Source organism: Gottschalkia purinilytica (assembly GCF_001190785.1).
In the GTDB taxonomy this organism is placed as follows: domain Bacteria; phylum Bacillota; class Clostridia; order Tissierellales; family Gottschalkiaceae; genus Gottschalkia_A; species Gottschalkia_A purinilytica.
Map to the genome: position 1 here is coordinate 57,676 of NZ_LGSS01000004.1, position 15,603 is coordinate 73,278.

At 28.2% G+C, this 15,603-nt stretch carries 12 protein-coding genes and 1 other annotated feature; of the genes, 3 read left to right on the forward strand and 9 right to left on the reverse strand.

Annotated elements, in window-relative coordinates; all coding sequences use genetic code 11:
• Nucleotides 1–129: 129 nt before the first annotated feature.
• The 4 genes from CLPU_RS05155 to CLPU_RS05170 form a co-directional block, all read right to left on the reverse strand.
• Nucleotides 130–1,863: an ABC transporter ATP-binding protein gene (locus tag CLPU_RS05155; RefSeq protein ID WP_050354587.1), complete on the reverse strand. Its 1,734-nt coding sequence runs from the start codon at nt 1,861–1,863 to the stop codon at nt 130–132.
• Nucleotides 1,847–3,667 carry an ABC transporter ATP-binding protein gene (locus CLPU_RS05160; RefSeq protein ID WP_050354588.1) on the reverse strand — a complete coding sequence of 607 codons (1,821 nt, stop codon included), beginning with the start codon at nt 3,665–3,667 and terminating at the stop codon, nt 1,847–1,849. The genes CLPU_RS05155 and CLPU_RS05160 overlap by 17 nt, the downstream gene beginning before the upstream one ends.
• 299 nt (nt 3,668–3,966) lie before the next feature.
• On the reverse strand, nt 3,967–4,974 hold the full coding sequence (locus CLPU_RS05165; RefSeq protein ID WP_050354589.1) for a helix-turn-helix domain-containing protein: 1,008 nt from the start codon (nt 4,972–4,974) through the stop codon (nt 3,967–3,969).
• A 284-nt stretch (nt 4,975–5,258) separates the two neighbouring features.
• A complete protein-coding gene (locus tag CLPU_RS05170; RefSeq protein WP_050354590.1) occupies nt 5,259–6,218 on the reverse strand; it encodes a D-2-hydroxyacid dehydrogenase in 960 nt (319 codons plus the stop codon).
• 532 nt (nt 6,219–6,750) lie between these two features.
• Here CLPU_RS05170 and CLPU_RS05175 point away from each other — a divergent pair.
• Both CLPU_RS05175 and CLPU_RS05180 read left to right on the forward strand, forming a co-directional pair.
• Nucleotides 6,751–7,044, forward strand: coding sequence for a DUF2087 domain-containing protein (locus tag CLPU_RS05175; RefSeq protein WP_050354591.1), 294 nt, complete (start codon nt 6,751–6,753; stop codon nt 7,042–7,044).
• 24 nt (nt 7,045–7,068) lie between these two features.
• Nucleotides 7,069–7,737, forward strand: coding sequence for a flavodoxin family protein (locus CLPU_RS05180; RefSeq protein ID WP_050354592.1), 669 nt, complete (start codon nt 7,069–7,071; stop codon nt 7,735–7,737).
• Between the two features lie 134 nt (nt 7,738–7,871).
• Here the strand turns inward: CLPU_RS05180 and CLPU_RS05185 are convergent, their stop codons facing one another.
• From CLPU_RS05185 to rbr, 3 genes are all read right to left on the reverse strand, one after another.
• Complete coding sequence (locus CLPU_RS05185) at nt 7,872–9,041, reverse strand: aminotransferase class I/II-fold pyridoxal phosphate-dependent enzyme (protein ID WP_050354593.1); 1,170 nt, start codon at nt 9,039–9,041, stop codon at nt 7,872–7,874.
• Nucleotides 9,038–9,517, reverse strand: a complete 480-nt coding sequence (locus tag CLPU_RS05190) for an Lrp/AsnC family transcriptional regulator (RefSeq protein ID WP_050354594.1) — start codon at nt 9,515–9,517, stop codon at nt 9,038–9,040. Before CLPU_RS05190 ends, CLPU_RS05185 begins: the two co-directional genes overlap by 4 nt.
• A gap of 45 nt (nt 9,518–9,562) precedes the next feature.
• Nucleotides 9,563–9,814, reverse strand: a binding site (T-box leader).
• 304 nt (nt 9,815–10,118) lie between these two features.
• Nucleotides 10,119–10,703, reverse strand: coding sequence for a rubrerythrin (rbr, locus tag CLPU_RS05195; RefSeq protein WP_050354595.1), 585 nt, complete (start codon nt 10,701–10,703; stop codon nt 10,119–10,121).
• 271 nt (nt 10,704–10,974) lie between these two features.
• Between rbr and CLPU_RS05200 the strand changes: the two genes are divergently transcribed.
• Complete coding sequence (locus tag CLPU_RS05200; protein WP_050354596.1) at nt 10,975–12,180, forward strand: serine hydrolase; 1,206 nt, start codon at nt 10,975–10,977, stop codon at nt 12,178–12,180.
• Between the two features lie 62 nt (nt 12,181–12,242).
• Here the strand turns inward: CLPU_RS05200 and CLPU_RS05205 are convergent, their stop codons facing one another.
• Entirely contained in the window at nt 12,243–12,944 is a 702-nt protein-coding gene (locus CLPU_RS05205; protein ID WP_050354597.1) for an ABC transporter ATP-binding protein, read from the reverse strand.
• A gap of 30 nt (nt 12,945–12,974) precedes the next feature.
• Entirely contained in the window at nt 12,975–15,533 is a 2,559-nt protein-coding gene (locus CLPU_RS05210; protein ID WP_050354598.1) for an ABC transporter permease, read from the reverse strand.
• Nucleotides 15,534–15,603: the final 70 nt, after the last annotated feature.

Consider the following 15,603-nt stretch of genomic DNA (forward strand, 5'->3'; position numbering starts at 1 on the left):
GTAAAAATCATCAATAATATAATAAAGTTAATTCAATATATTATTATATAATTATCATGAATTATAACAAAAAACAAATCACGTATTAAAATATGTGATTTGTTTTTTTATTATTATTTATAATACATTTTATGATTCTATACTCCATCGACTTGATTTTTGTTGTACTGTCCAAAGATTATAATAAAGTCCTTCTTTAGAAATGAGCTCTTCATGTGTTCCTTCTTCAACAACTTTTCCTTCATCTAAAACAATAATATTATCAGCATTACAAATAGTTTTAAGTCTATGAGCAATGACTATAACAGTTCTTCCTTGGATAAGTTCATTAATTGCTTTTTGTATCTCTACTTCATTTTCTGGATCTAACGATGCAGTAGCTTCATCTAGAAGCACTACTGGTGCATCCTTTAGAATAGCCCTAGCAATGGAAACACGTTGTTTTTCTCCTCCTGAAAGAGTACAACCTCCTTCTCCTACCGGTGTATCATATCCTTTAGGAAGCTTCATAATAAAATCATGACAACATGCTCTCTTTACTGCTTCTTCTACTTCCTCTTGAGTTGCACCCTTTTTTCCAAATCTTATATTGTTTCCAATTGTATCTTGAAAAAGATATACATCTTGAAATACCATTGAAACTTTTTTAAGAAGGGCCTCCGGTTCTATACCTTTCATATCCTCATTTCCTATAAGGACCTTTCCTTCTTGTGGATCATAAAAACGAGCTATTAACTTTAGAATAGTGCTTTTTCCACTTCCAGAAGGTCCTACTAATGCTGTCAATGAGCCTTCTTTCATATCTACAGAAACATTTTTGAGAACCTCTGTATCTCCATATCCAAATGTAACATTCTGTAACTGAATATCATGTCCTTCTGGTGGCATTTTTTCTCCTGATAAAATAGGTTCTTCTAAAAGATTTACTATTCTTTCTCCTGCTTGCTCATCATAATATATTTCTGAGAAGTTCCCAAGAGCAGCCGTTAGAGGATCAAATACTCTTGTACCTACAATTAAGAACGTAACAAATGTTATAACATCTAATTGTCCTCCTAATAGTAAGTTAGTTCCAATAAACACCATTATCGTAAGTCCCGATCTAATAAGAGCTATAGCCGTTAATACTATAGGTTGCAAAAGTCCCTCAATTTTTATACTTTCAATCATAAATCTCTTAAAAGCTTTTTCAAGACGAACAAATCTTTCTCCAGTTAAATTATATGCTTTAATAGTACCTATTCCATTTAAATATTCTTGTAGCCTATTAGCAGCATATGTTTTAGATTCCATATGTTTTTTACCTACTTTTCTTTGTAGCTTCAGAGTAACCATTATGATTAAAATAGCTATAGGCAATGATATAAACATAGAAAGTGCCATACGCCAGTTAATAAACAGTAGTCCTACAAGGGCAATTACTGGCATTGCTAGACCTCCTATAAGTTGAGGCATAAGGTGTGATATACAATGTTCTATTAATGTAAAATCACCCATCATCATATTTCCAATATCTCCTGGATCCCTACTTGTCAAATATCCTAATGGTAGTTTTCTCAAATGCTCAGCTAATTTAGCTCTACCTTCAGCAGCAACCATATATGCACCTCTATAAGAGGACTTGTAAGCAGGTATTTCTCCTAAAAACATTAATATCATTGACAATATTAGCCTTCCACAAGTTAACCATAACTTGTGTATATCAATAGCTTCCCCAGTTGAAAAAGATTCAAAAATTATCTTCATAGCTTGAATTGCTAAAGCAAAAGGTAAAATATTTATAATATTAGATATAATTGAAAGAATAATAGGCTTTCTTAACTTCTTTGGATTTCCAGCAGTTATATTATAAAGAAGTTTCATCTATACTACCTCCTTTTTGAATCTTCCATTCTCCTGCGTCAGTATATGCGTCCCACATTTTCTTGTAGAGACCATCAGTAGATGTTAGTTCTCCATGTGTACCTTTCTCTACAATCTTACCTTCTTTTAAAACAATAATCTGATCTGCATCTTGTATAGATGAAAGTCTATGGGCAATAATTATAACAGTTTTATCCCTCATTAGTTCTTTAAGAGCTAATTGCATCTGATATTCGTTTTCTGGATCAGCAAAAGCTGTTGCTTCATCAAGAACTAAAATAGGAGCATTTTTAAGTATAGCTCTTGCTACAGAAAGTCTCTGTTCTTCTCCTCCAGAAAGATACGTTCCTCCTTCTCCTATTAAAGTGTCATATCCATTTGGTAATCTCTGTATAAATTCATGGCATTGAGCAGCTTTCGCAGCAGCATATACCTCTTCTTTTATTGCATTTGGTCTTCCTACTAAAATATTTTCATAAATAGTATCATAAAACAAGAATGAATCTTGAAAAACAAAAGATACTATATCCATTAAATCTTCTGATCTTATATTTCTTATATCAACATTTCCTATTGAAATTGAACCTTCTGCAACATCCCAGAACCTAGGAATGAGATTCGCTATTGTTGATTTTCCAGAACCAGATGGGCCAACAAGAGCGGTAACTTTTCCTTGTTTTGCAGTAAAGTTCACATCTGAAAGTGCTTCTTTACGTGTTGAAGCTTCTTCTGAATTATAAGCAAAAGATACATTATCAAATGTAATATTAAAACTTTTTGGAGTCTTAGAATCTTCTACTTCTTGTATTGGAGTTTGACTTAAAATATTATCTATACGTTCAACTCCCTCTGAAATATCTCCTATCATTGAAGCAAAGTTAGTAAACTTAAACATAGGAACTGATATTCCTGGAGCCATAATTAAAAAGAAAAGTAAAGTTAGTGAAAAAGCCATATTTTGGGGATTTCCACTCAAAAAATATACTCCCACTGGTAGAATAAAAGTTAATAGAGAACCTAAAATTACTTTAAACAAAATATAGCTATTTTGAAACTGATCTGTATATTTTACACAATAATCTCTATAACTTATCATATCGTCGTAAAACTTTCTAAAAGAATGTACTGTTTGTCCAAAAACTTTTATAACAGGCATTCCTCTTACATATTGAACTGTAGAAGCATTAATTTTTTCTAAATAGTCATGATAGTTCCTTAAGTTTTCTTTAGATTTTTCTCCCATTCTTGTAGCTGATTGAACAAGAAAACCTAAAATAATTGGTATAATACAGGCAATAGCCAAAAATGGATTAAGATAGAACATTGCTATTACCATTATTATCGTTGTAGCTAAAACATTAATTAAATCTGGTAATTGATGTGCAACAAAATTTTCAATTTTCTCTACGTTTTGTTCCATTATTTTTTTTATTATTCCTGTAGATGTATTTGTAAAATATCCAAGTGGTAGTTTCCCTATATGATTTGAAAGTTTTACCCTCAAACCGTATAATATGCGATAGGCAGCCGTATGAGAAATTAGTCCAGACAAATACATAGTTATAATTCCAAGTATTAATCCTATTAATGCTATAATACCCCACCTTAGCATTAAACTTTTATTAACTAATGCTGGATTTGAAACGTTTTTCAATAATTCAGCTAGAATAAAATAAACTGATACATAAGGTATAAGCATACAGACAGCACTAATAGATGAAAAAGTTCCAGAGAGAACTAATAATCCTTTTTTTTCTCCTGCAATTTCTAATAATCTTGGTATTCCTTTTTTATTATCATTCAAGATATTACCCCCTTTATGTTAAATATATTTCTCTTATCATAGCTACTTTTAATCTAAAAGAAATCAATATTAAGATCCTGCGATCTAGTTTAGATTACTATATTAAATTTAATCTACATTATTAGAAATTAATACTTTACTAATTAAAAGAAGTTATTGAGAATCATTATCTTTAGTAAACATTATAAAATAAAAAATCCTTATATCTCTACTCATATAAGGATTTTAAATGATGAAAAAAGGATAAAAAAACTGCTGTTAGTAATTATACTAATCAGCAGTTTTAAATAATCTATAATCTAATGTCTAACTATGTTTCTTAAATATTCTCCTGGGTTAATACCAAATTTTTTACGAAAAGCTAAAGCAAAGTGACTAGCGTTAGCATATCCTATTTTACTTGCTACATCACTAACTTGCAAATTTTTTTCTTCTAATAGTAACCGTGCTGTTTCTAATCTCTTATCCATAATGTAAGCATAGACTGTCTGGTTAAATATTTCTTTAAATCCATTTTTTAATTTAAATTCGTTAAGACATATCATTCTAGACAAAACAGTTAATGTAGGAGGATTTACTATATTATTATCTAAAATTTCTTTGGCTCTATAAATACTAGTTATATCTTCATTAGAAAGTCTTACTGAATTATGAGTTTTTTTCTGATAAATCATTTCATTAAAGTATATAGCGAAAAGTTCAAGTATCTTACCTTCCATATAAATATTTTTCAATCCTTTTTCATATGGACATTTAATTATTTGTTGCAAAATAACATTTATAGATGGAGTAATTTTATATCTATAAAATATGTCATCATGTTTCTTATGTGAAAACATGTCCCATTCTTTTTTAATATTTTCTACAATCTGTTCAAATTTTTTCGGATGTATCTTAATTTCCATAAAGTGAAAATTTCGTTCTGGTAAGTAAATGCATCTCTTGATATTCTCTTTGCTTTCAGCTTTAGCAAAAAGACTTTCTCCATTTAGAAGTTCAAAGTAATCACTTTTTCCTCTAAACTCCCATCCTATTTCATCTCCAATACAAAAAAACATATCAATATGAGAGGTATTTGATATTCCTTGAAACTCTACTTCTCTACTAAAAGTCATATCAAAGTCTACAATTTGAATATCTTTACAAGAAATAATTTGTCTAATATGCCCACGTCCAATTTCCTCAGGAATTTCGAATTGATACCTAGAAGTCTGTAAATTGTATACATTACTAAGTTCTTTACAAACAGGACAACTTTCATGAACTAGATTCTTTATTTCATATTGTTCTATTTTTCTATTAATCATGTTTCCTACACCTCCCCACACTTACTTTTTATGAATAAAATCATAAATAGAATTGTAAATTGAATGATTTGCTTAAAAACAATCAAGGTATTACTTTATTTTAACATTAGACTTATCTATAATTATAATTTACTTGATAATGATTAACATTATCATTCTAAGTTATTTCAATTTAACTTTAATACTATATAGTAGATTTGTCAAATTATACATTACTCTTTAAAATAGTATAAATTTAAAATACATCTACAAATTAATTTGCAGATGTATTTTAATAACTAGTTTTATTCTACTCTATTCCTTTTTTCTCCTTTTACAAAAGCTTCTATATTTAAGTTAACCTCATTTATTAGCTTAACTCTTGCTTCAAAACTAGCCCAAGCAATATGGGGTGTTATTAAAAGTTTATCTTTGTTCTTTATTCTTAATAATGGATTTTCTTTATCTATAGGTTCTTTTTCTAAAACGTCTAAACATGCTCCCATAATAAGATCTTCATCTAATGCCACACTTAAATCTTTTTCATTTATAATTTTTCCTCTAGCTGCATTAATAAGAAAAGCACTCTTTTTCATCATTTTAATCTTTTCAAGTGTTATTAAATTTTCTGTTTTAGAATTTAAAGGACAATGTATAGAAACTACATCACTTATACTTAAAAGCTCATCTAGGTCCTTTCTCTCATAACTAGAAGAAGTATTTCTTCCAGAAGTAGAATAGTAAACTACTTTAGCTCCAAAACTTTCTGCAACCTTTGCTACTCCTCTTCCTATCTCTCCAAGTCCAATTATTCCCCATGTTTTATTTTCAAGTTCGTAATACACTCTTGATATGTTTGTAAATATAGGACTATTTGAATATTCGCCATTTTTTACATATTCATCATAGTATTTTAGAGAATGAGCTAAGTAAAATAACATAGCAAATGTATGTTGAACAACACTTTTAGTAGAATATCCAGCAACATTTGTAACTGCTATATTTCGTTCTTTTGCATACTCTGTATCAACATTGTTTATTCCTGTAGCTGTTATACAAATTAATTTTAAATTCTTAGCTTTGCTTATGACTTCTTTATCTAATATAACTTTGTTAGTTAGAACAACATCTACATCTTTTGTTCTTTCAAAAATTTCTTCTCTTGATGTTGTTTCATATAACTTCACTTCTCCAAATTTATTAAAGCAGCTTAAATCAATGTCTTCCCCAAGAGTTTTTGCATCTAAAATTGCTATCTTATACATAGTTATCCTCTCCTTTTATCTTTTATATGATATTAGATTAACATATGTAAAATTAAAATAATTCATTAACTACATTTCATTTATCTTGAATCTTGATTATTTATAGTATATGTTTTCTTGTCTATGTACTTTATATGTAACTAAGTGTTACAAAGTCATTATATAATATTTTATTTATATTGTCTGCTTAAGTTAAAAACTCTTACTACAAATATGATGCTAGATTTTTCACTTAATAATCATCCTGAATATTTGACATAGTATAGATATTTTTATATAATGTCTATTAATGTGTAAACATTTATTTATTATGTTTACATTTATCTTTAATGTTTTATAAAAACTTATAAATTAGAATGTTGAAGAAAAAACACCTATGAATCTGTCATTTTAATTTTTCATAAGATTTCTAGATTGATGTATGACTGTTATAATATCATCCAAAAAAATATAAAATCAATATTCAATTAGTCTTTAAAAGAGCATTAAACAATCTTTTTAAATCAACAGTTTTAGAAAAGAGGTATATAAAATGACTAATAATAAAAAAGAATCAAGCTTTAATAATGCTAAGAATAAAAAAGTTGTTATTAAAACGACTATGGATACAATAGATGGTCATCTATTCCAATTAGAGCATGACAGTCTCGTTACTCTACAAGAAATTGCTAAGCTATTTAAGATTGGACTCATCTATAAAGAAAAGGAAGTTAATCAGATACTGCAAGATGTTTATGATGATTATGTTACTTTAAGAAGATATTTAATCGAACATAAATTTCTAGAAAGAAAATCCGATGGTAGTCAATACTGGCGAAATAAATAGTAACAAATGAAAGGGAGTATAATAATGAAGATAGTTGCAATTAATGGAAGTCCCAAAGGTATAAACAGTAATACTAATGTAATAGTTAGTTCTTTACTAAAGGGAGCACAAGAAGCAGGAGCAGAAACTGTAAACATCCTTTTAGCTGAAAAAGAAATTAAACACTGTAAAGGTTGTCACTCTTGCTGGTTTAATACCCCAGGACAATGTGTAATTAAGGATGATATGATGGAAGTTCTATCACTTGTAGGAGGGGCAAATATTATTATTTTAGCTACTCCTATATATTTTGAAAATATTTCAGGTATGCTAAAAGTCTTTATGGATCGATTAACGATGACGGGTAATCCTCATTCACAGGAAAATATAAAAAGTGAAAATCAAGATTTAAGACCGGCGGAAATACAACCTCCTAAGTTAATGATGATATCTAACTGTGGTTTCCCTGATAAATCTGAATTTGAAGTAGTTTCGCACTGGTTTAAAAAGGTAGTTCTTAAAATGCATACAGAGATTGCTGGGGAGATTTATGTTACACAAGGAAAATTCCTTACTTCTCAAGAAGAAAAACTATCATCTATTATATCTAACTATATAAATCATCTTGAAAAGGCCGGTAAAGAAATAGCTACCAACATGAAATTATCTGAGTTAACTAAAAAAATATTAGAACAAAATTTTATAATTAATTAAATGTTTATTCAAAAATTTATAGTAGTTTTAACATTAAAGAATCCACCTCTAATTAGAGGTGGATTATCTTTACACAGTTTTTTTAAGTAGATTTATAGTATTATCATAATATACATATCTACACAATTTCTTATTTATAGTTTTTGACTGCTAACAAATCTTTCTATTCTCTTTAAAGCCTCCGTAATATTTTCCATAGAAGATGCATAACAAGCTCTTATAAATCCTTCTCCACATTCTCCAAATGCATTTCCTGGAACTGCAAGTACCTTTTCTGATTTAAGAAGCTTTTCACAGAATTCATCTGATGTCATGCCTGTTGATTTAATACACGGAAATACATAAAAAGCTCCTAAAGGTTCAAAACAGTCTAAACCTATTTTTCTAAATCCATTTACTAATACTCTTCTTCTTCTATTATATTCCTTAACCATTTCATCAACACTGTTGTCACTATTTTTTAATGCCTCTATAGCGGCATACTGTGAAACTGTTGGAGAACACATTATAGCATATTGATGAATTTTCTTCATTGCTTCTATTAAAACTTTATGTGCACATACATATCCAAGTCTCCAACCTGTCATCGCATATGCTTTAGAGAATCCATTTATAACTATAGTTTTTTCCTTCATTTCTGGAAAGTTTGCTATAGAAACATGTTTACCATAATAGGAAAGTTCTGCATATATTTCATCAGATATTACGATTATATCTTTATCTTTCAATACTTCTACAATTCCACTTAAATCCTCTTTAGTCATAATAGCCCCTGTTGGATTATTTGGAAATGGAATTATAACTACCTTAGTCTTTGGTGTAATAGCTTCTTCTAACATTTTAGGAGTAAGTTTAAATTCGTCTTCTGCTCTAAGTTTTAATACTTTTGGAGTAGCACCTGTGAAAGTTGTGCATCCTTTATAAGCTACAAAACTTGGTTCTGGAATAATAACTTCATCTCCAGGGCCTACCAAAGCTCTAAGTGCTATGTCTATACCTTCACTACCACCTACTGTAACTATTATCTCATCTTCTGGATTGTATAAAAGATTAAATCTTCTATTTAAGTATTTTGAAATTTCATCACGCAATTCAATGAACCCTGCGTTAGAAGAATAATGAGTAGATCCCTTTTCAAGAGAATATATTCCAGCTTCTCTTATATTCCAAGGAGTAACAAAATCTGGTTCTCCTACCCCTAGGGATATTACATCATCCATTTCATTAATCATATCAAAATATTTTCTTATACCAGATGGAGGCATGTTCTTTACATTATCTAAGATCATATTCTCTATTATCATATAAATATTGCCTCCCTCTCATCCACTTGCTTTGTCTTAAACATTGTACCATGATCCTTATATTTTTTAAGGATGAAATGTGTACTTGTACTAAGGACATATTCCTGTACTGCAAGCTTTCCTGATACAAAAAGTGCTACTTCTTTCATGGTCTTTCCTTCAACAATAACTGTTAAGTCAAATCCTCCTGACATTAAATAGCAAGCCTTAACCTCTGAAAATTTATATATTCTTTCTGCTACTTTATCAAATCCTACTCCTCTTTGTGGAGTTATCTTAACTTCAATTAAAGCAGTAACTGTCTCTTTACCAGTATTTTCCCAATTTATAAGAGTAGTATAACCAGCTATTATACTTTTTTCCTCAAAATCTCTAATAGTCTCTCTTACTTCTTCTACTGTCTTTCCTGTCATAAGAGCTATTTCCTCATCTGTATATCTACTATTTTTACCTAAAACTTCAAGAATTTCTTCCATTCTAAAACCCTCCTATTCTTTAAAATAAAAAAATCCTTCATCCCAAAAAGGGACGAAGGATTTACTTCGCGGTACCACCCTAATAAGCAATAAAATTGCTCACTCAGAAGAATGTATAATTACATTCTATCCTTTATAACGCAAGGTAACGTCATTATCTACTTTAAGAGTATACACTCTTATTTCTCAATATGAGATTCAAAGGCTGCTTCCATAAAGTTCCCTTACCAAAGTTTCACCAGTCTTCAGCTCTCTAAAAAGTTCCCTTAATGTACTCTTCCTTATCATTATCTTTAAATATTAGTATTTTTTATATTATAATCATAATAGAGATCTAATTTCAATAGTTTTTCATAAATATACTAAAATTTCACTTTATATTAAGCTATAAATAGATCATATTAGCAAATAAGCAGACAATTGAATTAATCGCAATAATATTATCATAAATAGTAGATTTTCTTTTTTATTTAAGTCTTTTTCTATTTAAACTTTTTATTTTTAGTATACTTAACATAAAAAATTTAAAATAGTTATATTTTTTACGTTAAATCTGCTCAATTAAAAAGCTATAGATTCTTTAGAATCTATAGCCCTATTCTTAATATGTCTCAACAAATACTTCAAAGTAATCTATTGGATGAGCACAAGAAGGACAAACTTCTGGTGCACTTTTACCCTTGTGTATATATCCACAGTTATTACATTTCCATTCTACTTCTTCATCTTTCTTAAATACTCTGTCATTTTCAATATTACTTAGTAATTTTCTAAATCTAATTTCATGTCTTTCTTCTACTTCTGCTATCTCTCTAAATACATAGGCTATTTCAGGGAATCCTTCTTCATCAGCTATATCAGCAAAAGATGGATAGAGCTTAGACCACTCATCATTTTCTCCTTCTGCTGCCGCTTTTAAATTAAGTTTAGTATCTCCTAGAGCAACAGGATATGAAGCCTGTATTTCTACTTCATCTCCAGGTAAACTTGCATTTAAAAACTTATAGAACCTTTTAGCATGTTCTTTTTCATTTTCAGCTGTTTCATAAAAGATATTTGCTATTTGAACATATCCTTCTTTCTTTGCTTGTGAAGAATAGTACGTGTATCTAGTTCTTGCTTGTGACTCCCCTGAAAAAGATCTCATTAAATTTTCAGCAGTTTTTGTACCTTTTAAAGATTTCATTAATTATACCCCCTGTGTACTTTTAGTTTACAGCTTTTACTAACATCTAAGATTCTAAGTAAAAAATTATACTTTTACATTAAATATTCATCATTTATCATTATTTCCCTTTTTTTATTTATTATAATTATATTTTTAATATTATGGATATTGTATGTTTATTTGTAAATGTTTTACAATACTAAAAATATTGTATAATGCACTTAAACAGTTATATAGCGTAATTAATAACTTAATAATACTTATCTAAAAAGTAAAGGGGCGTATAAACATGAAGGAAAAGTTAGTTTTTATAGTACTAGTTATTTCAATGTTCTCATCTAACAGTATTGTCTTTGCTGAAAATGATATAGAAAGTCAAGTTTTACATAATTTATTTACTTATGACAATAGTGATATTAAAAGCTTATTCTCTCCGGAGTTCTTAGAGCAAGTTCCCATCAACACTATGATAGAGTATGTTGATTTTTATAAAAATAATCTAGGAAATTTTAAAAAAGTAAACAAAGAAAAAGATAATTATACAGCTTTATTCGAAAAAGGATTTGTAAAAATTAAAGTAGCTTTGAATAGTGATAGCAAAATTATAGGTTTATACTTTACAGACTATAGTTTAAATGATGATAATTTCGAAAATATTATATCAGAATTTAAAAAACTAGAAGGTTCTGTGTCTATATCTATTATAAAAAATAATAAAGAAGTGGTATTTGGATATAATGAAAATACCCCTATGGCAGTTGGATCAGCATTCAAGCTTTATGTTTTAAATGCTGTTTATGATAATGTTGAGTCTGGAAAGATATCATGGGATGATATAGTTTTGATAAATAATAACAATAAGTCCTTTCCTTCTGGAATACTACAAGATTGGAAAGATGGTACACCAGTTACATTAAAAACTTTAACAAATCTGATGATATCGATTAGTGATAATACAGCTACCGACCACTTAATAGATTTTTTAGGTAGAAAAAATATAGAGAAGTATGTATCAAAAATAAACAAACCATTTTTAAAAACAAATGAAGCTTTTAAGATAAAAGATGCTAACGTATTTTCTAAACAAAAAGAATATATAAATGGCAATATTCTTCAAAAAAGAAATTTGCTTAAAAGTTTAGATAGTATAGATACAAATAAAGTTCAATTACCATCTTCACCAAATCTAATCAACGAAGTTGAATGGTTCTTTACTACAAATGAGTTATGTAAAAAAATATATAGTTTAAGAAATTCTGATGAACTAAGAATTAATCCAGGACTTGTAGCGAAAGAAAACTGGTATATTGCTGGATATAAGGGAGGCTCAGAGCCTGGAGTACTTAACTTTACACATTTATTACAGAAAAATAAAGATAGTAATATATATGCTATATCAGTCACTGTAAATAACACTGAAAAAAATCTAGACACAAGTAAAGTAGTAGATTTAACCAAAAGACTAATTTCATTGATAGAAAAAGAAAGTCTATAAATTTATAAATAAATAAAAATAACAGAGATTAATCTCTGTTATTTTTATTTATTTATAAATTATCATTGTATATTTGAACTATCTAAATTCTGATTAACATTATTTATTATTTCACCATCTTGTATAGTCACACATACATCAGCTATAGCTGCTATACTATCATTATGTGTTATCATAACTAAAGTTTGTCCAAATTTTTGAACACAAAATTTTAAAAGATTAATAACTTCATCTGTAGTTTTACTATCTAAGTTTCCTGTTGGCTCATCTGCAAATATGATTTCTGGTTTATTTGCTAAAGCCCTTGCTATAGCTACTCTTTGTTGCTGTCCTCCTGAAAGTTCATTTGGAAACTTATTTATCTTATCTTTAAGTCCTAGTACATCTATTATTTCTGATATATACTTAGTATCTATCTTTTTATTATCTATTGATACTGGTAATGTTATGTTTTCATATACATCTATAACTGGTATAAGGTTGAAACTTTGAAATATAAATCCGAACTTTTGTCTTCTTAATCTTGATAATTCTTCTTCTGATAAATTAAGTATATTTTTATCATTTAACATTACTTTTCCTGTTGTTGGATTATCTAGTCCTGCTGCACAATGTAAAAATGTACTTTTTCCTGAACCACTAGCACCAACTATAGCTGTAAACTTACCACTCTCTATAGATAATGAAACATTTTTTAAAGCTTCTACCCTATTTTCACCTTTTCCATAAGTTTTGCTTAAATTAATTATTTCAAGTTTATTCATATTTAAACATTCGCCCCTTAAAATATTTTTTTATTCTGTCACTTTTAACCCTTCTACTATATTCATTTTTTCTATCTTTCTTTTAGATATATAAGCTACTATTATGCAAATTATTATTGTAATCGTAGTAAATTGTAATATTTCCACTATAGGTATATTGAATTGTGATATATTTTCTATATTAAATGCTTCTTTAATTTGATTATTATAAAATGATATAACTTCATAATACTTATATGATCCTACTATAGCAGCTACTATACTACTTAATATCCCGTATATTAATGTTTCTTTTATTATCATATTTCTAATACGTCTATTTGTCATACCAATAGCTCTTAATAGTGCAAACTCATTCGTACGTATTAGTAAACTTGTTTTTATTGTTCCAAATATATTTATTCCTGCTATAAAAAGAATTAATGCAACTATAACTTGATATTCTCGTTTTCTTTCATCTGGCCCTTGCTGATCAATCTTTTGTTCTTCTGTCTTACTTTCTATTTTTGCAAGTGGCTCGCCTTTGAATTTATCTTTTAACTCATTGTAAATATCATTTTCTTTTTCCTTTTCAGTTTCTAAGAAAATTTCATTGTATGTGTTCTTATTTGATATATCTGATACATATTTATCTGGAACTATAATTTCAAAATAACTTCCAAAAGAACTATCTCCTTCATAAACCCAGTTATCTTTTAGAAAAGCTCCTACTCTAACCTTCTGTTCTTTATATGAAACTTTTTCTTCTTCAATGACTGGAACTTTTATAGTCAATATGTCTCCTATTTTTAGATTCTTTTTGGTTTTGTCAGGTTTACTTGTTTTTCCATTGTAATAGTAATTACATACTACAGCATTAGGATATTCTTCCTCTCTATATTCTGGAACTTTACCGTTTTCAGTATATTTTTTCAACTTATTCCATGATTTATTATCGTATCCACTCATCAACATACCTATTTCTACGTTATTGTTAGCATTTTTAGGATCAAGGCGATATTCGACATAGTTTTCTTCTAAATTCTTAACTTCTAACTTTAAAAATCCGCGTAAGTTAATTTTTGTTTTTATATCCTTTACTCCATCCATTTTAGCCATTTTCTCTACATCTTTCTTTGTATATCCTGTAAAGTTATCATCTGAATTCATATCACTATATAACGTTAGTGAATAATGTTGCATTCTTAAATCTTTCGATCTTGTATACATATATGAATCATTACTAAGAACCGCCATATTATTTATGAATAAGATTCCTCCCATACTTATAGCTATAATAGATACTAGAGCCCTAAATTTATTTCTACCAATATTTCTATATGCCATTTCTCCTGTAGTTCCAAATAATTTTCTAATTGCTCTATGGTAGAATCTTTTCTTCCTATACCTAGGTAATTTATCCGTTTTTCTAAGTGCCTCTAGTGGAGATATTCTTCCTGATATCCAAATTGGAACTATACTTGATAATAATACTGTTATTGCACTAATTTTTATTGCTTTAACTATATGCTTCATACTCACATACATATCTGATCTTGATATATGTATATCTATAAAATTGCTATTGAACATTTTTATTCCGAAATATGAAAATGCTAGTCCAAATATTAATCCAAGTAAGGTTCCTATAATAAATATAACTACACTTTGAATTCCAATTATAAGCCTTATCTTCCTCTTAGATATTCCAACTACTCTAAATAACCCTATCTGCTTTATCATATCCATTAGAGATATATTAAACATGTTGTATATCAATATAATAGATGTAACTACAATTATTCTTTTTATGTTTTTGCTAACGTCATTTTCTCCAGATAAGCTGTATTCTGATAAGGCCATAACAAGTATCTCATTTTCAGTTAAATCTTTTGGGTTAATCTTATACTCTCCTAATATTTTATGTAATATTTTTCTCGCATTTGTTTTAGACTTTAATTTAACTATACTCTCATAACTTATAAGCTCTTGAGGTAATATTGATGTTTCACCTTCCTTAAAGTATGTAAAACCTCTAAATTGATACCAGTTTTTATAATAGTAATCTGGTTTACTTATTATCCCAACTAACTTAAATGACTTTGTTTCCATAAATATTTGATTAATGCCATTTTCATCTTTATATTCTTTTTTTACTTTAAATTCAATGTTCTGATTTAACTTTTCTTCTAACTTCATATACTTCATAGCTTGAGATTCTAGTACAATTTCATCATTTTTACTAGGCAGTCGCCCTTTTTTAATACTATATCCTGTCATTTCTATATATTTTTTATCAGATGAGTCTAATTTTATAAATGTTCCGTTTTCTGATACAATACTTCCAAGACTAGCAACTCCCGATGATTCCTTTACATCTTTGTCATTCTTTATTTTCTCTAATTTATCTTTACTTAAATTGCTATAAGTACCATCATATCCTCCATACATATGATATATCATTTTTAATTGTTTCTTACTTTGACTTTCATTTGTTACGTCAAATCCAAATACTAACATAACTGCCAAAGAAACTCCAAGAACCATAGCAAATGTTCTTCCCTTCTGTTTCTTTAAATATGCTAAAGCTAATTTTACATATGTCCTCATTTTTTCCTCCTTTATATAAATAGTTTACTATTATAGTCTTATAACAATAAAACCTTATGTTCTATAGTAA